This window comes from Streptomyces sp. NBC_01352, from assembly GCF_036237295.1.
GTDB classification, from domain to species: Bacteria; Actinomycetota; Actinomycetes; order Streptomycetales; family Streptomycetaceae; genus Streptomyces; species Streptomyces plumbiresistens.
The window spans coordinates 2947848-2965607 of record NZ_CP108354.1; the positions used below are offsets into that span (position 1 = coordinate 2947848).

At 72.0% G+C, this 17760-nt stretch carries 17 protein-coding genes and 1 pseudogene; 9 read left to right on the forward strand and 9 right to left on the reverse strand.

What is annotated here, in order from left to right:
* Positions 1-3: 3 nt before the first annotated feature.
* A complete protein-coding gene (locus OG252_RS13935; RefSeq protein WP_266432402.1) occupies positions 4-1341 on the reverse strand; it encodes a ferredoxin reductase family protein in 1338 nt (445 codons plus the stop codon).
* Positions 1342-1432: 91 nt separating this feature from the next.
* On the opposite strand from OG252_RS13935, the gene OG252_RS13940 reads away from it, so the two are divergent.
* The 4 genes from OG252_RS13940 to OG252_RS13955 all read left to right on the forward strand — a co-directional run bounded on the left by OG252_RS13940 (position 1433) and on the right by OG252_RS13955 (position 6135).
* A complete protein-coding gene (locus OG252_RS13940) occupies positions 1433-2191 on the forward strand; it encodes a response regulator transcription factor (RefSeq protein ID WP_266432404.1) in 759 nt (252 codons plus the stop codon).
* Positions 2192-2196: 5 nt separating this feature from the next.
* Positions 2197-3633, forward strand: coding sequence for a sensor histidine kinase (locus OG252_RS13945; RefSeq protein ID WP_266447995.1), 1437 nt, complete (start codon positions 2197-2199; stop codon positions 3631-3633).
* 98 nt (positions 3634-3731) lie between these two features.
* Positions 3732-4721 carry an NAD-dependent epimerase/dehydratase family protein gene (locus OG252_RS13950; protein ID WP_266432406.1) on the forward strand — a complete coding sequence of 330 codons (990 nt, stop codon included), beginning with the start codon at positions 3732-3734 and terminating at the stop codon, positions 4719-4721.
* Positions 4722-4875: 154 nt separating this feature from the next.
* Positions 4876-6135, forward strand: coding sequence for an ABC transporter substrate-binding protein (locus OG252_RS13955; protein ID WP_329336322.1), 1260 nt, complete (start codon positions 4876-4878; stop codon positions 6133-6135).
* A gap of 43 nt (positions 6136-6178) precedes the next feature.
* Here the strand turns inward: OG252_RS13955 and OG252_RS13960 are convergent, their stop codons facing one another.
* From OG252_RS13960 to OG252_RS13985, 6 genes are all read right to left on the reverse strand, one after another.
* Positions 6179-6919 carry an ABC transporter ATP-binding protein gene (locus tag OG252_RS13960; protein WP_329336324.1) on the reverse strand — a complete coding sequence of 247 codons (741 nt, stop codon included), beginning with the start codon at positions 6917-6919 and terminating at the stop codon, positions 6179-6181.
* 2 nt (positions 6920-6921) lie between these two features.
* Complete coding sequence (locus OG252_RS13965) at positions 6922-7785, reverse strand: ABC transporter ATP-binding protein (protein WP_329336326.1); 864 nt, start codon at positions 7783-7785, stop codon at positions 6922-6924.
* Positions 7775-8767 (reverse strand): branched-chain amino acid ABC transporter permease, encoded by a 993-nt coding sequence (locus OG252_RS13970; protein WP_266432415.1) that lies wholly within the window; start codon positions 8765-8767, stop codon positions 7775-7777. Before OG252_RS13970 ends, OG252_RS13965 begins: the two co-directional genes overlap by 11 nt.
* 10 nt (positions 8768-8777) lie before the next feature.
* On the reverse strand, positions 8778-9773 hold the full coding sequence (locus OG252_RS13975; protein ID WP_329336329.1) for a branched-chain amino acid ABC transporter permease: 996 nt from the start codon (positions 9771-9773) through the stop codon (positions 8778-8780).
* Between the two features lie 70 nt (positions 9774-9843).
* Positions 9844-10956: a sensor histidine kinase gene (locus OG252_RS13980; RefSeq protein ID WP_266432419.1), complete on the reverse strand. Its 1113-nt coding sequence runs from the start codon at positions 10954-10956 to the stop codon at positions 9844-9846.
* Between the two features lie 2 nt (positions 10957-10958).
* On the reverse strand, positions 10959-11663 hold the full coding sequence (locus OG252_RS13985; protein ID WP_329336331.1) for a response regulator transcription factor: 705 nt from the start codon (positions 11661-11663) through the stop codon (positions 10959-10961).
* Between the two features lie 103 nt (positions 11664-11766).
* Between OG252_RS13985 and OG252_RS13990 the strand changes: the two genes are divergently transcribed.
* The 3 genes from OG252_RS13990 to OG252_RS14000 are packed head-to-tail and all read left to right on the forward strand — an operon-like array spanning position 11767 to position 13879.
* Positions 11767-12492: a glycosyltransferase family 2 protein gene (locus tag OG252_RS13990; protein WP_425587725.1), complete on the forward strand. Its 726-nt coding sequence runs from the start codon at positions 11767-11769 to the stop codon at positions 12490-12492.
* The gene (locus tag OG252_RS13995; RefSeq protein WP_329336334.1) at positions 12489-13109 is read left to right on the forward strand and encodes a TIGR04282 family arsenosugar biosynthesis glycosyltransferase; all 621 of its coding nucleotides are present in this window, start codon (positions 12489-12491) and stop codon (positions 13107-13109) included. The genes OG252_RS13990 and OG252_RS13995 overlap by 4 nt, the downstream gene beginning before the upstream one ends.
* A complete protein-coding gene (locus tag OG252_RS14000; protein ID WP_266432425.1) occupies positions 13106-13879 on the forward strand; it encodes a class I SAM-dependent methyltransferase in 774 nt (257 codons plus the stop codon). Before OG252_RS13995 ends, OG252_RS14000 begins: the two co-directional genes overlap by 4 nt.
* Before the next feature lie 319 nt (positions 13880-14198).
* Here the strand turns inward: OG252_RS14000 and OG252_RS14005 are convergent, their stop codons facing one another.
* Positions 14199-15458 (reverse strand): molybdopterin-dependent oxidoreductase, encoded by a 1260-nt coding sequence (locus OG252_RS14005; protein ID WP_329336335.1) that lies wholly within the window; start codon positions 15456-15458, stop codon positions 14199-14201.
* Between the two features lie 113 nt (positions 15459-15571).
* Here OG252_RS14005 and OG252_RS14010 point away from each other — a divergent pair, with 113 nt between their 5' ends.
* Together OG252_RS14010 and OG252_RS14015 are read left to right on the forward strand one after the other, a co-directional pair.
* Positions 15572-16891 (forward strand): hypothetical protein, encoded by a 1320-nt coding sequence (locus OG252_RS14010; RefSeq protein WP_329336336.1) that lies wholly within the window; start codon positions 15572-15574, stop codon positions 16889-16891.
* 60 nt (positions 16892-16951) lie between these two features.
* Positions 16952-17371, forward strand: coding sequence for a hypothetical protein (locus tag OG252_RS14015; RefSeq protein WP_329336338.1), 420 nt, complete (start codon positions 16952-16954; stop codon positions 17369-17371).
* A gap of 46 nt (positions 17372-17417) precedes the next feature.
* Here the strand turns inward: OG252_RS14015 and OG252_RS14020 are convergent.
* Positions 17418-17747, reverse strand: a pseudogene (locus tag OG252_RS14020) (SAM-dependent methyltransferase); the annotation flags it as partial.
* Positions 17748-17760: the final 13 nt, after the last annotated feature.

Sequence of the window (17760 nt, forward strand, 5' to 3'; positions counted from 1 at the left end):
TCCTCATCCCGCCAGGCTGAAACGCTCGAAGTGGATCTGCGGCTTGGGCACGTTCAGCTCGCGCAGGCTGCCCAGCACCGCGTTCATCATGGGCGGCGGCCCGCACAGGAAGACGTCCCGGTCGGCGATGTCCGGCACCAGCCGGGCCAGCTCGCCCGGCGCCAGCTTGTCCGGGACGGGCGGACCGGTCACCAGGTGCAGCTCGCAGCCCTTGGCGTGGGCGAGTTCGCGCAGTTCGTCGTAGAGGACCGCGTCCCGGTCGGTGGCGACGCGGTAGATGACGACGGCGTGGCCCTGCAGCTCCTCCAGGAGGGCGCGGATGGGGGTGACGCCGACGCCGCCGGCGATGAGGACGGACTCCGGGCGGGTGCGGTGCAGGGCGGTGAAGGCGCCGTAGGGGCCCTCGGCGAAGACGCGCGTGCCGACCTTCACATGGCGCAGGGCGGCGCTGCCGGCGCCCGCGGCCTTGGCGGTCAGGCGCAGGGTGCGGCCGTCGGGCGCGGCCGACAGGGAGAAGGGGTTGGCCTGCCACCAGCGGTCCGGGGTCAGGAAGCGCCACAGGAAGAACTGGCCGGCCCGGGCGGGCATCCGGTCGAGGTCGCGGCCGGTCATGTAGACCGAGACGACGTTGTCGGACTCGGGGACGACGGCGGTGACGCGCAGCTGGTGGCGCCAGTTCCGCCACAGCGGCAGCACCAGGCGGCCGACGAACACCGAGGTGAGCGCGACGCCCCACATCGTGTACCAGTAGGTGGTGGCGGCGGACGACGCGGTGAAGGTCGTACCGACGGCGACCTGGTGGGTGAAGGCCAGCACCACGGCGGCGTAGGTGTACAGGTGGATGAAGTGCCAGGTCTCGTACGCGAGGCGGCGCCGGGCGTAGCGGCCGGAGACGGCCCCCACCACGATGATGATCGCCAGGGCGACGACCGCGCGGAGCACGCCCTCGACGGTCTCGGCGAGGTCGACCAGCTGGCTGACCGGGTCCAGGTCGGAGGACTCGGCGTAACCGAAGCTGATGAAGACGGCGTGCGCGAGCAGCGTGAACAGGATGCCGAAGCCGGTCCAGCGGTGCCACGAGGTCAGCCGGTCCATGCCGATGCGGCGGTCCAGCCACGGCAGCCGGGCCACCAGGACCAGCTGGAAGGCCATCAGGAGCGCGCCGTACAGACCGGCCAGTCGGCCCAGCACGATGAGGGCGTTCGACGCGAATCCCGCCTGGGTGAAGAAGAAGGTCACCACGGCCACGTTCGCGGCCAGCACGGCGTACAGGCCCGTGCGGGCGACCACCCTGGGGCGGATCGCCGTGGGGGGCGCAGGGGGCGATTGGACGGTCGTCACGGACAGAGCTCCTTGATCCGGGTCCTGGGTTACCGAGCTTCCCCGCCGCGAGCTGTCGATTTACTGTCGTACGACTTTCAAGTGGTTATCGATGTGGCCACGAGGACGGCCCCCCTCTGGCTCGGCCGATCGCGTGACGCACTATGTGGAGGTGGACAAAGTACGACTCCTCGTCGTGGACGACGACCCGCCGATCGCCGACCTCGTGGCGACGGTCGCCCGCTACGAGGGCTGGGACGCGGTCACCGCGAACACGGGCGAGGAGGCGCTGAGCCGCGCCGCGGAGTTCCATCCGGACATCGTGGTGCTCGACCTCATGCTGCCCGACATCGACGGTTTCGGCGTGCTGGACCGGCTGCGGCGGTCCGGGACGATGGTGCCCGTGGTGTTCCTCACGGCCCGGGACGCGGTGGCCGACCGGGTGGCGGGGCTGACCCGGGGCGGTGACGACTACCTGGTCAAGCCGTTCGCGGTGGAGGAGCTGATGGCCCGGCTGCGTACGGTGCTGCGGCGCAGCGCCGGGCCCGGCTTCCAGCGGTCCGTGCTCCAGGTGGCGGACCTGACGATGGACGAGGACACCCGCGAGGTGCGGCGCGGCGAGCAGCTGCTGACGCTCACGCCGACCGAGTACGAGGTGCTGCGCTACCTGATGCGCAAGTCGCCGACCGTGCTGACCAAGGCGCAGATCCTGGACCACGTGTGGGAGTACGGCTTCGGGGGCCGCTCGAACGTCGTGGAGCTGGTGGTCAGCCGGCTGCGGCGCAAGCTCGACGGGCTCGACGACGGCAAGGCACCGCTGATCCACACCGTCCGGGGCTTCGGCTACGTGGTCCGGCAGGCCGCGGAGTGAACGCCCTGTTGCGGCGCCTGCGGCAGACCTACCGCAGGCTGCGCCTGGGCACCCGGCTGGCGCTGGGCGTCGGCGCGCTGTCCCTGGTGGTGTTCGGCGTCGTGGGCTACGCCCTGACCATGTACATGCGCGACTATCTGGACAGCCAGCTGGGCTACCAGCTGAAGGTCGTCCAGACCGTGCAGTCCAAGGACGCCGCGGCCAACGGCACGGTGACGCAGAAGCCGTACTGGGGCTGGTTCGCCGCGGTGTACGACGTGTCGGGCAGCTCGGCCGTGCTGCGCGAGCCCGCCGACATCCCGCACGACATCCGCCCGCTCACCGCGTTCGCCGAGACCATGGCCGACTCCGACACCGAGCTGATGCGCACCGTGAAGATCGACGGAGAGGGCGTGTACCGGCTGCGGGGCTGCGAGGTCGAGCCCGGGGTGGTGCTGGTCAGCGCCGCGCCCATGCAGGACATCGAGGACACCGTGGACCGGCTGATCACCGTGCAGGTGATCGCGTTCGCCCTCGCGGCGGGGGCACTGGTGGTGCTCGGCCGGAAGCTGCTGCGGCGCGGTCTGCAGCCGCTGAGCGACATGGCCTCCACCGCGCACGGCATCACCTCCCACGACCTGACCGAGTCGGCGGCCCGGCTGCCGCTGCGCGCCGACGGCCGGGACGGCGGTCCCGAGGTGGACGAGCTGCGCACGGCGTTCAACACGATGCTGGAGCACATCGACGACTCCCTCGCGGTCCGCGCGGAGGCCGAACAGCGGCTGCGCCGCTTCGTCGCCGACGCCTCGCACGAGCTGCGCACCCCGCTGATGTCCGTACGGGGCTACGCGGACCTCTTCCAGTACGCCGCCGCCAACGCCCCCGGGGAACGCGACAAGCACCTGGCCCGGCTGCGCGCCGAGGCCGCCCGGATGGGCTTCCTCCTCGACGACCTGCTGCTGCTCGCCCGCCTGGACGCGGCCGAGGTGGAGGCCCCGCTGCGGATCACGGAGGCGGACCTGGCGGAGCTGGTCGACCACGCGGCCGACGCGTTCCGCGCGAGCCACCCGGACCATCCGCTGACGGTGACGGCCGACCCCGAGACGCTGCCGCTGCGCCTGGATCCGCAGCGCATCCGGCAGGTCCTGGACAATCTGCTCACCAACGCGGCCGTACACACCCCGGCGGGCACCGAGGTGAGCGTGCGGGTCAGCGTCGAGCCCGGCCGGGCTCTGGTGCGGGTCGCGGACGCGGGCCCCGGCATCCCGCCCGCCGACCGTGCCCGCGTCTTCGACCGCTTCTACCGCGTCGACAAGGCCCGCAGCCGTGACCGCGGCGGCAGCGGCCTGGGCCTCGCGGTGGCCCGCTCCCTGGTCGCGGCGCACGGCGGCACGGTCGAGCTGAGCGACGAGCCGGGCGCGACGGTGTTCACGCTGGCACTTCCGCTGAGTTGGGTCCGCTGAGTCGGGTCCGGTGAGTGGGGTCCGGTGAGTCTTACGAAGCCGTGACGTGCCGGGCGCGGCCGGGTCGTCCGGGCCGCTCACGGCCCTAGCGTGGCCGCATGCGTGTACTGGTCACCGGCGGTGCCGGATTCATCGGGTCCCAGGTCGTCGACGCCCTGCGGGCCCACGGACACGAGCCCCTCGTGTACGACGTCCGCGCCGACCCGGCCTCGGACGTGCGCAACCCCTCGACGGTCCGCCAGGCGCTGACCGGCGTGGACGCCGTGTGCCATCAGGCGGCGATGGTCGGCCTGGGCGTCGACTTCTCCGACGCCGCCGAGTACGTCTCCCGCAACGACCTCGGTACGGCCGTGCTGCTCACCGCCATGGCCGACGCGGGCGTACGGCGGCTGGTCCTCGCCGGGTCGATGGTCGTGTACGGCGAGGGCCGCTACACCTGCGCCCGGCACGGGGTGGTCCGGCCCGGCCCGCGCTCCGTCCCCGACCTGGACGCGGGACGCTTCGAGCCCCGCTGCCCGCGGTGCGGGGCCGAGCTGGCGCCCGGCCTGGTCGGCGAGGACGCCCCGGTCGATCCGCGCAACGTGTACGCGACGACCAAGCTCGCCCAGGAGCACCTGGCGGCGGCGTGGGCGCGGGCCACGGACGGGGCGGCGGTGTCTCTGCGCTACCACAACGTGTACGGGCCCGGCATGCCCCGCGACACCCCCTACGCGGGCGTCGCCTCCTTCTTCCGCTCGTCGCTCGCCCGCGGCGAGGCCCCGCGGGTCTACGAGGACGGCCGCCAGCGGCGGGACTTCGTGCACGTACGGGATGTCGCGGCGGCCAATGTGGCGGCGCTGGAGGCTCCGGCGGGCAAGGGCGCGCTGACCGCGTACAACACCGGCAGCGGCGAGCCGCACACGGTCGGCGAGATGGCCCGGGCGCTGGCCTCCGCGTACGGCGGCCCGGAGCCGGTCGTCACCGGCGAGTACCGGCTGGGGGACGTACGGCACATCACGGCGGACTCCTCACGGCTGCGAGCCGAGCTGGGGTGGAAGGCCGGGGTGGAGTTCGCGGAGGGGATGCGGGAGTTCGCGTCGTCGACGTGATCGTCGTGATCGTCGCGTTAGGTACTGGGAGACCTTCACAAAAGTTGACAATTTTCACTTCTCGTGCGTCCGGGTTGGATCTACGCTCATATACAGATGGCGGGCGGATGGCCGGCCAGTCGACCACCGCCGCCTGTACCCAGTGGAGGCGGAGATGAAAGCGTCGATACGGCGGTCCGCGGTCTTCACGAGCGCGGCCGCTCTTGTGATAGCTCTCTGCGGTACGACGGGCACCGCGCGGTCCGCCGTCCCGGCCGAACCGGGCGATGGTGAGCTCCAGTTCGGCTATGTCCTGTCGGAGACGGGACAGCTGGCCTACCTCGGCCCCCCGATGATCGAGTCCGTGAAGTTCGCGATGAAGACGATCAACGACGCCGGCGGAGTGCTGGGCGAGCCGTTGCCGACCGTGGTCTCCGGTGACGAGGCGGGCCAGGAGGCCGTCGCCGTGCAGTCGGCCGACCGGGTCCTCGCATCGGGCGTGGACGCGCTCATCGGCGCCGCGGCCTCCGGTATGTCGCTGGCGTTCATCGACCGGGTGACCGGAGCGGGTGTCGTGCAGTGTTCGGGGTCGAACACCGCACCCACCTTCACCGACTACGAGGATGACGGGTTCTACTTCCGTACTGTCCCGAGCGACTCGTTGCAGGGGCCTGTCCTGGCAAAGGCAATCCGGGGTGACGGCCACAACCGGGTGGCCCTGATCGCACGGGCGGACGACTACGGGCGCGGTCTGCTGGAGAGCACCCGGAACGCACTCGAGGACGGCGGTGCGACGGTGACGCTCGCCGAGACGTACGACCCGAAGTCGACGAACTTCGACCAGATCGTGCAGCAGGTGGAGAACTCGCGGCCGGATGCCGCCGTGGTGATCTCGTTCGAGGAGGGCACGCAGATCCTGCAGGCCATGATCGAGTCCGGACTGGGGCCCGACCGGATCGGTGTCTACGGCACCGACGGGCTGCGCAGCGAGGAGCTGCCGCGGTTGGTCGCCCCGAACCAGCCGGGCAGGCTCGACGGGATGAAGGGGACCGCACCGGCGTCCGAGACGAACGAGAAGTACGTGAACGATCTCAAGAAGTTCGCGCCGCAGCTGAAGGAGCTGCAGTTCGCTCCGCAGGTGTTCGACTGCGTGACGACCATCGCGCTCGCCGCCGAGAAGGCGGAGTCCGACGACCCTGCCGACTTCGTGGAGGAGATCAACGGGATCACGAAGGACGGCGACAAGTGCACCACGTTCGCCGCCTGCAAGGAGCTGATCGCCGACGGCAAGGACATCGACTACGACGGTGTGAGCGGTCCGCTCGACTTCACCGACACGGGCGAGCCCGGCCAGGCGACGATCGAGGTGTACGGCTACAACGCCAAGGGAGAACTGCAGACCCTGCGGACCGAGACCAGCACGGCCCAGGAGTGACCGGAAGGAACGGCAGGAACGGCAGGAACGGCAGGAGCGGGAGTCAACGGACGCGGGCGAGCGTGCCGAGGTAGAGCTCGATCACCTTCTCGTCGTGCAGCAGGGCCGTACCCGTACCGGTGTACGCGTTGCGGCCCTGGTCGAGGACGTAGCCGCGGTCGCAGATCTGCAGGCATCTGCGGGCGTTCTGCTCGACCATGAGGATGGCGACGCCCGCGCTGTTGATCATTTTGCACCGGTCGAAGACGTGGTCCTGATGGAGCGGTGACAGGCCGGCCGACGGCTCGTCGAGCAGCATCAGCTGCGGCTCCATCATCAGCGCGCGCGCCATCGCGAGCATCTGGCGTTCGCCGCCGGACATCGCGCCGGCCTTCTGCCTGCGGCGGTCGGCCAGCAGGGGGAAGAGCTCCTCCACCGCCGTGGCGCGCCGCGCGTAGTCCTTGGGCCGCAGATAGACGCCCATCCGCAGGTTCTCCTCGACGGACAGCGCGGGGAACACGTTCTGCAGCTGCGGTACGTAGCCCACGCCCCGCCGGACCAGCTCGTGCGCCGGCCGGTTGGTGACCTCCTCGCCGCGCAGCCGCACGCTCCCGCCGCGCACCCGCAGCAGCCCGAAGACGGCCTTGACGAGCGTGGACTTGCCGGCGCCGTTGGGGCCGATCACGCCGACCACCTCGCCCGGGCGCACCTCGATGCTGCATCCGCGCAGTACGTCGACGCCGGGGACGTATCCGGCGACGATGTCGTCGGCGGCCAGCACCGGTTCCCGGTCCTCGGTGGTCATGGCTACTCCTCCTCGGTCGCCGTCCCCGGTTCGTCGTGCCGCTTGCCCAGGTAGGCGTCCACGACCGCGGCGTTCTTGCCGATCGTGTGCGGGGGGCCCTCGGCCACCAGGCGGCCGTCGGCCATGACGGCCACCCAGTCGCTGATGCCCATCACCACGTCCATGTCGTGCTCGACGAAGCACACCGTCAGTCCCTCGTCCCGCAGTTCGGTGATGTGCCCGAGCAACGACTGGGTCAGCGCGGGGTTCACCCCGGCCATCGGCTCGTCGAGCATGATCATGACGGGCCGGGCCATCAGCGCGCGGGCCAGTTCCAGCAGTTTGCGCTGACCGCCGGAGAGCGTGCCGGCATGGTCGTCGCGCAGGGGCGCGAGCCGGAACCGGTCCAGCAGTTCGTCGGCCCGGCGCTCGAAGTCCCGCTCCTGCCCGCGCCACAGGGGTCGCAGCAGCGCGGGCAGCGTCCGCTCGCCGCGTTGGCCGGGCGCGGCGAGCAGCATGTTCTCCATCACGGTGAGCCGGGCGGGTGTCCTGGTGAGCTGGAACGTGCGGACCAGTCCCCGCCGCGCGACCCGGTGCGCCGGGGAGCCGGTGAGGGGCTGTCCGTCGAACGACCAACTGCCGCCGTCGGCCCGGTCGAACCCGCTGATCACGTTGAACAGCGTGGTCTTGCCGGCGCCGTTGGGACCGATGAGCGCCGTGATGGCCCCGCGCTGCATCTCCAGGTGCTCGACCCGCACGGCGACGAGGCCGCCGAATGTACGGGTCACCTGGTCCAGGACCAGCAGGGGGTCGGGCTTGCGTACGCCGGGCTCGGGAACGATCCCGGAGAGCCGGCCGGCGTCGGACACACCCCTGTCAGCGGTCACTGAGCAGCATCTCCTTCCGGCTGCCGAGAATGCCCTGCGGCCTGAACGCGACAAGAAGGATCAGGGCGACCCCGACCAGGGCGAAGCGCACCGCGCCGACCTCCGAGGTGCTGATGAGGTCCGGCGAGATGTACTCGGCGTCGATGGCCTGCCGCAGCGCGCTGTCGAGGAAGCTGAGGACGAACCAGAACAGGATCGAGCCGACGACCGGCCCGAGGATCCGCCCGGCGCCTCCGAGCACGAGCAGCGTGTAGAGGAAGAACGTGACACCCGGGTCGTAGTTGTCCGGGTTCACGGACTGCACCTGGATCGCCTGCAGCATGCCCGCGACCGCTCCGATGACGCCGCCCAGCACGAGGCTCTGCATCTTGTACGCGTAGACGTTCTTGCCGAGGCTGCGTGCGGCGACCTCGTCGTCACGGATCGACCGGATGACGCGGCCCCACGGACTGTGGATCAGCAGGGCGAGCAGACCGCCGACCACGAGCACCAGCGCCCATCCCACGATCATCACCCACAGGTCACGGGCGCTGAACTCCACCAGCCACACGCCGTACCTGCCGCGTTCGATGGGACTGAGGTCGTAGAAGTCCCTCGCGAACCTCTGCAGCCCGAACACCCCGCCGGTCACCGGTTCGGCCCAGCTGGACCGGTAGAACAGCCGGAGCGTCTCCCCCGCCGCGATGGTGGTGATCGCGAGATAGTCGGCGCGCAGCCGCAGGGTGGGCAGGCCGAGCAGCAGGGCCAGCACGATCGCGCAGGCGATGCCGCCCAGGACGCCGAGCCACATCGGGCCGTCGTACGTCGCCACCGTGATGGCGAGCCCGTAGCCGCCGACCAGCATGAAGCCGACCTGGCCGAAGTTCAGCAGGCCGGTGTATCCGAAGTGCAGGTTCAGCCCCATCGCGGCGAGTGCGTAGACGGCGGCGATCGGGCCGATGCCGGAACGCAGGGCGTCGGAGAGGATGGCCGAGAAGTCCATGGCGCACCCCTCACCCGACGCGTTCGGCCCGGCCGAGGATGCCCTGCGGCCGGACGAGCAGGACGACGATGAGGACCAGCAGCGCCCACGCGTACTGCAGGTCGACCGGGAACCACAGGGTGGACATCTGGGCGACGATGCCGATCACGAGGCTGCCGACCATCGCGCCGTAGGCGGAGCCGAGTCCGCCCAGGATGATCCCCGCGAACATGAGCAGCAGCAGCTTGAAGCCCATGTCCCAGGTGACGATCTCGACGAGGCCGAAGAAGACCCCGCCGAGTGCGGCCAGGGCGCCGCCGAGCATCCACACGAACAGCACCACCCGCTGTACGTCGATGCCCGTGGCCTCCGCGAGATCGCGGTTGGCGGAGACGGCCCGGACCGCCGTACCGATGCGTGTCTTCTGCAGCAGCATGGCGACGCCGAGCAGCACCAGCACGGCGAGCAGGGTGACCGTGAGGTCCCGGGGGGTGATGCTGGCCGGTCCGAGGCCGATCGTGCTCTGGATGTCGTACTGCGCGTATGAGGCGGGCCGGGTTCCGTACAGCACGAGCACGACGTGCCGCAGCACGAGCGAGAGCCCGATGGTGACGATGAACATGTTGATGAGCCCGGTGCCCCGGGCCCGCAGCGGCCGCCACAGTCCCCGGTCGACGGCCGCGCCCAGCAGAGCACCGAAGGCCACCGCGGCGAGGGCGGCGGGGATCAGGTGCCAGCCCGGACCGGCCGCGGAGGCGTTGAGGAAGAACGCGAAGGTGGCGCCGATGGTGACGAACTCGCCGTGCGCGAAGTTGATCAGGTGGATGGTGCCGAAGATCAGCGAGAGTCCGACCGAGGTGATCGCGATGATGACACCGAACTGGATACCGTCGATCAGCGCCTGCAGGGCGCGCGCGGCGAAGGTGGGGCCGCGCGGGATCTCCTCACCCTGTGCGCGCGCGGAGAGCGCGGGCACCGACACGAGGACCAGGGCGAGGGCCAGTACGAACATCCGCTGAGAGCGCACGGCGGTTCCGATATGTCACGAAGGTCCCTTACGTCCCAGTGTAAGACGGCTTGGACCTGTGGCACGAGGGTCAGACCTCGGCGGGCGGCAGTGTCACCTCGAAGCGGCAGCCGCCGTTGACATTGCGTACGGTGGCCTGCCCGCGGTGGGCCTCCACGATCCCGCGCACGATGGCGAGGCCGAGACCGGCGCCGGCGGGCGGGGTCCGGGCGTGCGTGCCGCGCCACCCGGTGTCGAACACGCGGGGCAGGTCCTCCTCGGGGATGCCGCCGCAGCCGTCGGTGACGGACAGGACGACCCCGTCGGGGCGGCGCTCGGCGGCGATCGCCACCGTGCCGTCGGCGGGTGTGCGGCGGATGGCGTTCACGAGCAGGTTGCCCAGCACCCGGCTCATCTCCTTGCCGTCCACCTCGACCGGCACCGGCTCGACCCCGTCGCCGACCAGCCGTACCCCGCACTCGCGCGCCAGCGGGTCGACGCCCGCGAGCGCGTCGCCGACGAGGTCGTACAGGGAGATGCGGCTCGTGCTCAGCGCCAGCGTCCCGGCGTGGATGCGGGAGAGCTCGAAGAGGTCGCCGACCATGCCGTTGAGGCGTTCGACCTCGGTGCGGATCTGCCTGAGGTAGCGGGAGGGGTCGGTGGCGACGCCGTCCTCGAGGGCCTCGGACATCGCACGCAGGCCGGCGAGAGGGGTGCGCAGGTCGTGCGAGATCCAGGCGACGAGTTCGCGCCGGGAGGTCTCCAGGGCACGTTCGCGTTCCCGGGACTCGGCGAGCTTCGCGCTGGTCGCCTCCAACTCCCGGCTCAGCTCGACGAGTTCGGCGGTGGACGGGCCGTCGGGCGAAGTGAAGTCGCCACCGTCGCCGAAGGACCGGGCGGCGAGCGCCAGGGCGCGGCTGCGGCCGACGGCCCAGCGGCCGAGCAGCAGGGCGGTGGCCAGGGAGACCACGGCGGCCATCGCGACGACCGTGGTGACGACCTTCAGGTCGTGTGCGGACAGGAACATCGCCTGCGCGACGGCGAGGGTGCCGGCGAGCATCGCGGTGACGGCGACGGAGGCGACCACGGCGAGGTGCGCGACGACCGAGCGCCGCCGGATGAGGAGCAGCACGCCCGCGCCGAGCACGCCGACGGCGGCGGCGCCGAGGAAGGCGAACAGGGCGATGAGGAGGGTGTCGCTCATGCTCACGCCTCGCCTTCGAAGCGATAGCCGACGCCCCACACGGTCTGGATCAGACGGGGTCGGGCCGGATCGTCCTCGACCTTGCCGCGCAGCCGTCGGACATGGACGGTCACGGTCGACAGGTCGCCGAAGTCCCAGCCCCACACCTCGCGCATCAGGTCCTCGCGGCTGAAGACCCGGCCGGGGTGCCGCAGGAGGAAGGCGAGGAGGTCGAACTCCCGGATGGTGAGGGCGAGTTCGGCGCCGTTCTTGGCGGCGCGGCGGGCCGCCGGGTCGACCGAGAGCCCGGCTGCCCGCAGGGTTCCCGACGGCTGGGCGGGGCGCGCGCGGCGCAGTACGGACTCCACGCGCAGGACGAGTTCACGGGGGCTGAAGGGCTTGGTGACGTAGTCGTCGGCGCCGACCTCCAGGCCGAGGATGCGGTCGTCCTCGTCGCCGCGCGCGGTGAGCATGATGACCGGGACGGGGCCCCGCCCGCGCATCCGGCGGCACACTTCGAGGCCGTCCATGCCCGGCAGCATCAGGTCGAGGACGACGAGGTCCGGCCAGTGCGCGGCGGCCCGGGCGAGCGCGTCGGGCCCGTCCCCGGCACGGTCCACCACGTATCCGGCCCGGTCGAGATACCCGGAGACGACCTCGGCGACGGTCGGGTCGTCGTCCACGACGAGGACCCGGGCGCCGGCCCGTTCGAACTGCTGCTGCTCCATGCCGCCAGCCTCGCATCCTGGGCGCTCCGCCGGGGTCCCGGTCTTCCGACGTCCGCGTTTCGTAAGAAGCCGAGGTCCGGTATGCCCGTTTCGCGCTCGTAGGGTGAGAGCCGTGACGACCTCTTCCGATCCTGTTCCGGACCCCGTGTCCGTGGACGTCGTGCTCCCCTGTCTCGACGAGGCCGCGGCGCTGCCGTGGGTGCTGGAGCGCATCCCGCCCGGCTGGCGGGCGCTGGTCGTGGACAACGGGTCCACCGACGGCTCGGCCCGCATCGCGCAGGCCCTCGGCGCGCGCGTCGTGCACGAGGAGCGGCGCGGATTCGGCGCCGCCTGCCATGCGGGCCTGACGGCGGCCACGGCCGACCTCGTCTGCTTCTGCGACTGCGACGCGTCCCTGGACCCGGCCGACCTGGCGCCGTTCGTGCGCGAGGTGGCGGCCGGTACGGCGGACCTGGTCCTCGGCCGACGCCGCCCGCAGACCCGCGGCGCCTGGCCGCCGCACGCCCGGGCGGGCAACCTCGCCCTGACCCGGCTGCTCCGCCGCCGCACCGGGCTGCGCCTGCACGACCTCGGCCCGCTGCGCGCCGCCCGCCGCGAGTCACTGCTCGCCCTCGGCCTCACGGACCGGCGCAGCGGCTATCCGCTGGAGATGGTCGTGCGCGCGGCCGACGCGGGCTGGCGGATCGCCGAGCACGACGTCCCCTACCGCCCGCGCACCGGCGCCTCCAAGGTGACCGGCACCTGGCGCGGCACCTGGCAGGCGGTACGGGACATGAGCCGCGTACTGAACGAGACCGGGACGGTCACCGACAAGGGAGTCCGCGCGTGACGCACTCGCCCACCCTCCTCGTCATCGCCAAGGAGCCCCGTCCGGGCCGGGTCAAGACCCGGCTGACCCCGCCGTTCACCCCCAGGCAGGCGGCCACGCTCGCGGAGGCGGCCCTGGCGGACACCCTGGACACCGTGGCGCGGACGCCCGCACGGCGCCGGGTCCTGGTCCTGGAGGGCGAGCCCGGCCCCTGGCTGCCGCCCGGTTTCGAGGTCGTACGACAGTGCGCGGGCGGCCTCGACGAACGGCTGGCCGCCGCCTTCGCGGGCTGCGACGGACCGGCCCTGCTCATCGGCATGGACACCCCGCAGGTGACGCCTGAGCTGCTCACCGTGGACTTCGCGGACTGCGACGCGTACTTCGGGCCCGCCGAGGACGGCGGCTTCTGGGCGCTGGGACTGGCCGCACCGGACCCCGCGCTGCTGTCGGGGGTGCCGATGTCGACGCCCTCGACGGGGGCCGTGCAGCGTGCGCGGCTCGCCGGAATGCGGGTGCGGGACCTGCCCAGCCTCAGGGACGTGGACACGGCGGGCGACGCGGACGCAGTCGCCCGGACCGCGCCCGGCGGGCGGTTCGCCGCGGAGCTGGCCCGGCTCAGCGCGGCCGGGACCCGATGAGCACCGTACGGATCGCCCGGCAGCGGGCGCCCCTCGCCGAACCCTGGTCCGCCGACCCCTACGCGGACGCCCTGCGCACCGGCCGCGGCCCGCTCTTCCTGCGCCGCGCCGACGGCTGGCTGCTCCCGCTGGAGGTGGAGCGCTGGTGCGCGGACGCCGACGCGGCGGACCTGGAGGTACTGCGGCGCTGCGAGGGCGCCGTGCTCGACGTCGGCTGCGGACCGGGGCGCCTGGTCGCGGCCCTCGGTGCGCGGGGGCGACGCGTGCTCGGCATCGACGTCAGCGAGGCGGCCGTCTCCCGGACGGGGGCGCTCGGCGGACCGGCACTGCGGCGCTCGGTCTTCGAGCCACTGCCCGGCGAGGGCCGCTGGGGCACCGCGCTGCTGATCGACGGCAACGTGGGCATCGGCGGTGACCCGCGGGCACTGCTCGCCCGGATGCACGAACTGCTGTGTCCTGGCGGCCTGTTGATCGCCGAGACGGTGCCGGAGCTGGACCTCGACGAACGCGTACTGGTCCATGTGACCGACGCCCGGGGCGCGGTCGGCAGCCCGTTCCCCTGGGCGCGGCTCGGCACACCGGCCCTGCTGCGGCACGCGGAGCGCGCGGGCTGGTGTGCCGGGAGTCAGTGGGCGGCCGGCGGCCGGTCCTTCGTCGCCCTGCGCAGCCGCAGTACGAGCAGCAGCGCCGAGCCGCCGAACAGCGCGGCCGTCATGAGCAGCCAGCGGGTCAGGAAGCCGTCGGCGGACAGGCCGGTGGCGGAGGGGTAACGCTCCGCCACCCGCCCGCTGATCAGCGGGAACCAGACGAGCAGGAGCAGCAGGGACAGGGCGGCGGGCACGCGGACGTACATGATCAACTCCCGTCGGCGGCCCGCCGCCTTCACCAGCGCCCGGTCGAGCACCGCGTACAGCGGCAGCAGCACCAGGTCGTGCAGGAGGGCCGCGCCCACGATCCACAGCGCGACCCCGAACCAGTCCCCCGCGAGCAGCCGCACGCCCGCGTAGGCGGCGAGGGCGAACGAGCAGGCGAGCAGCAGGAGTTGAAGCGGACTGCCGACAGCGAGCCGGGGGCGGGGGCGGGGGCGCCTCACAGGTCTCCTCCGAACGTCATCCGGGCCACCCACTTGGTGTTGAGCACCCCGGGCGCGGCGGGCACGATGACCCGCGCCGGATAGCCGTGGTCGGGGGTCAGGTCCTCGCCGTTGACGAACAGGGCGAGCAGGGAGCGCGGGTCCGCGACCTGGTTGGCGCGCAGGGCGGCCCGCCGGAAGGCGCCGCGTCGTTGCAGTGACTCCACGAGGACGTCGGGCGGATCGTCGTACCCGACGAGGGCGGCGAGGTCCCGCAGCCGCACACCGCGCCACCACTGGTCGGAGGTCGACCAGCCCTCCACGCAGGCGATGGGCAACGCCGCGCTGTGGAGCGGGAGTTGGAGCAGGTCGGTCCGGCTGAGCCGCACGGTCCCGGCCCGCCCGGCGACGACCAGCCGCCATGCCTCCTCGCTCGCCTCCGCCGCGTCGATCCCGGCGTACGCGGCCGTCTTGTTGATCTGGAAGCCGCCCGGTCCGGTGCCCGGCTCGGCGCCGCCGTGCGGGGCGAGGAGGGCGGTCCTGCGCAACGGCCCGTCGAAGTTCTGCCCGACCGTGGTGGCGAAGAGCAGCAGCGAGCCGCCGCCGACCAGCCCGAGGGCGCCGCGCCGGGACACGGTGGGCTCGACGGGATCCGGGGACACCAAGTCGCTCTTCTCTTCCCGCAGTTGACGCAGATTGCGCAGCGCCATCGGCGTCTTCAGCGCGGCGTGGACGACGAAGGCGGCGAAGAACACCCAGGCGCCGTAGAAGTGCAGGGGGTAGAAGGAGCCGGGGAAGACGTAGTCCAGTTGGACGTTGAGCACCCCGGTCACGAACTCGAAGAGCCCGCCGCCGACCAGGAGCACCAGCGAGAGCCGCTCCAGGGCGTGCGCGAGGGACCGCGCGGGCGGGAGTGTGAACAGCTTCGGCACGACCGACCACAGCTTGGCCAGCAGGACGGGGATCAGGGTGATCCCGAGGGTGACGTGGACGCCCTGGTTGAGGCGGTACAGCCAGTGCGGGTCGGTCGGCCATGCGAAGAGGTAGAAGCCGAGGATCCCCTTGTCCGGCGTCTTGTCGTTCACCGGCGACAGGTTCGGGTTGTAGGCGGCGTACGACAGCAGCCCGGTCACGAACAGCACGGTGATCCCGCCGAGCAGCACGACACCGAGCACCGAGGTGAACCACGGACCGCGCAGCGGGCTGCGCCAGAACGCGGGTGAGAAGGGAGTGCGCGGCGACGAGGGGAAGCGTGGCGATGAGGAGGTGCGGGCCATGTCCCGACCGTAGGCCCCGGCCACCCCGGGAACCGGCCCGCGAACCATGACGAATCTCTGACGTCCGCGCCTGTCAGCCGTCCGGGCGAGCCCTCGCGACCTAGCGTTTCGGCGTGAACCGCGATCTGAGACGTGACCTGTACGCGGCCCTGGCCGCCGCGCTGCTCGTGGCGGCCGCCGTCCTGGTCGGCACCGCCGTCCAGGAGCGGGACGGCACCCTCCGCGTCGGATGGCCGCCCCTCCTGGCGACCTGGGATCCGCACGTCGGCCCCGGGACCCCGGCCGCCCTGGCCGTCGGGATCGCGGTCGTGGCGTACGGCCCCTCCCTGGCCGGCCGGCTGCGCTGGCGCGCGCTGCTCCTGGCCGTCTGGGGCGCCGGCCTGGCCTGGACCTGGTCACTCGCCCTCGTCGACGGCTGGCACCGGGGCGTCGCCGAGCAGCTGACGACCAGGAACGAGTACCTCCGGGTCATCGACCGCTTCCACGACATCCCGGCCGCACTGGCGGACTTCAACCACCACATCCTGATCGACGCGCCGGACAACTGGCCCGCCCATGTCGCCGGTCATCCCCCAGGGGCCACCCTCACCTTCGTCCTCCTCGACCGGGTCGGGCTCGGCGGCGGGGGCTGGGCGGGCGCCTGGTGCATCACCGTCGGCACGACGGCGGCGATCGCGGTCCTGGTCGCCGTACGGACCCTCGCGGACGAGTCGCTCGCCCGCCGTGCCGCGCCCTTCCTCGTCCTGGCCCCGGCCGCCGTGTGGGTGGGCACCTCCGCCGACGGGTACTTCGCGGCGGTCGCGGCGTGGGCGGTCGCGTTCCTCGCCCTGGCGGTGACGGGACACCGGCCTGGGTGGACCGGGCCGGCCTCGGGGCTGCTGTTCGGCCTGACGCTGTACCTGTCGTACGGCCTGACGCTGTTCGCCGTGATCGCCGGCGCCGTCCTCCTCCTGGGCCGGCACCGCGTGAGGCCCCTTCTCTTCGCGCTGGCCGGTCTCCTGGTCGTCCCGGCGGCGTTCACCCTCGCCGGGTTCGACTGGTGGGAGGCGTACCGGCTGCTGGTCCGCCGCTACTACCAGGGGTCGGGCGGGGTGCGGCCGTACGGCTACTGGGTGTGGGCCAACCTGGCGTGCACCGTGCTGATCGTGGGCCCGGCGACGGTGGCGGGGCTGCGGCGGACCGGTGTCACCCTGGCCCGCAGGCCCCGTACCAGCCCCGACGTCCGTCTCGGGGTGCTCGTGCTCGCCGCGCTGCTCGCCCTGCTCGTCGCCGACCTGTCCGGCATGAGCAAGGCGGAGACGGAACGCATCTGGCTGCCGTTCGCGATGTGGCTGCTGCCGGCGTGTGCGTGGCTGACGGGGGCGCGGGGGTGGCTGGCGGCGCAGGCGGTCCTGGCGCTGCTGCTCAACCACCTGCTGCTGACCGGGTGGTGACGGTCGAGCCGTCTTCCGACTCCAGATGTGCTGTCGTCTCCATGAGGGAGACGGCAATTGGTGTTGAGGATCCGTCAGTATCTGTTCCGCCGATCCCTGCTCGACGAGTTCGCCCGCGTCCACTTCGGCGACGCGGTGGGCAAGGCACGCGGTGTCCAGGTCGTGGGTGACGAGGACGAGGGACAGGTCGCCTTGGTCGCCCACCAGTCCGGCGAGGAGGGCGCGCCGGGTGACCGTGTCGAGGCCGGAGGTGACTCGTCGCAGATGAGGACGCCGGACGAAGGACAAGAGCCCCCAGCGACCTCCTCCCCTGGCTCCCCTCCCCGCCGAACACCCTCCAACGCCCCCTGCTCGGCCCTGCTGATCGCCGGCATCCCGGCCTTCCTCCTCGGCACGGCCCAGGACCGCTTCGCAGTGAAGCCCTTGTCCGACCGGCTGAGGTTGTCCAACGCGGATCGGTTGGTGGCGCGGCGGGACTGAGCCGCCCGGGGCGGGACTTCACCGGTTCTGCACAGAGCCGCGGTCTCTACTCCGGGACCCTGCTTGGACAATCTGAGGTTCCGATGTGATCAGGCTTCGGCGCCTCATGAAGCAGGTCACGACTTCGACGAAGCCCCGCCGAGAGAAGGAGGCTCCGCCACATCGCGTGCGTGTAGCTGAACCGGTAGGTGTACATCGCCGGACCGGCGAAGCCGCCCTTGTACATGCCCTGCAGGCCGTACGCACCGAGGCTGCCCGGCGGCTGCGAAAAGACGAAGACACCCCCGAGGTTCAGCCGTTGGCGGACGAGGGCGAAAAGCTTCCTCGGGTCACTGAACCACGCGACACCAAAGATCGAGTACACGGCGTCACAGGTGCGCGCGTCCTGG

Bases quoted from the DNA above. Each gene is read 5' to 3' on its own strand.
- OG252_RS13940 (WP_266432404.1), top strand. From the start codon at position 1,433: ATGTGGCCACGAGGACGGCCCCCCTCTGGCTCGGCCGATCGCGTGACG.
- OG252_RS13950 (WP_266432406.1), top strand. From the start codon at position 3,732: ATGCGTGTACTGGTCACCGGCGGTGCCGGATTCATCGGGTCCCAGGTC.
- OG252_RS13955 (WP_329336322.1), top strand. From the start codon at position 4,876: ATGAAAGCGTCGATACGGCGGTCCGCGGTCTTCACGAGCGCGGCCGCT.
- OG252_RS13960 (WP_329336324.1), bottom strand. From the start codon at position 6,919: ATGACCACCGAGGACCGGGAACCGGTGCTGGCCGCCGACGACATCGTC.
- OG252_RS13970 (WP_266432415.1), bottom strand. From the start codon at position 8,767: ATGGACTTCTCGGCCATCCTCTCCGACGCCCTGCGTTCCGGCATCGGC.
- OG252_RS13980 (WP_266432419.1), bottom strand. From the start codon at position 10,956: ATGAGCGACACCCTCCTCATCGCCCTGTTCGCCTTCCTCGGCGCCGCC.
- OG252_RS13985 (WP_329336331.1), bottom strand. From the start codon at position 11,663: ATGGAGCAGCAGCAGTTCGAACGGGCCGGCGCCCGGGTCCTCGTCGTG.
- OG252_RS14000 (WP_266432425.1), top strand. From the start codon at position 13,106: ATGAGCACCGTACGGATCGCCCGGCAGCGGGCGCCCCTCGCCGAACCC.
- OG252_RS14005 (WP_329336335.1), bottom strand. From the start codon at position 15,458: ATGGCCCGCACCTCCTCATCGCCACGCTTCCCCTCGTCGCCGCGCACT.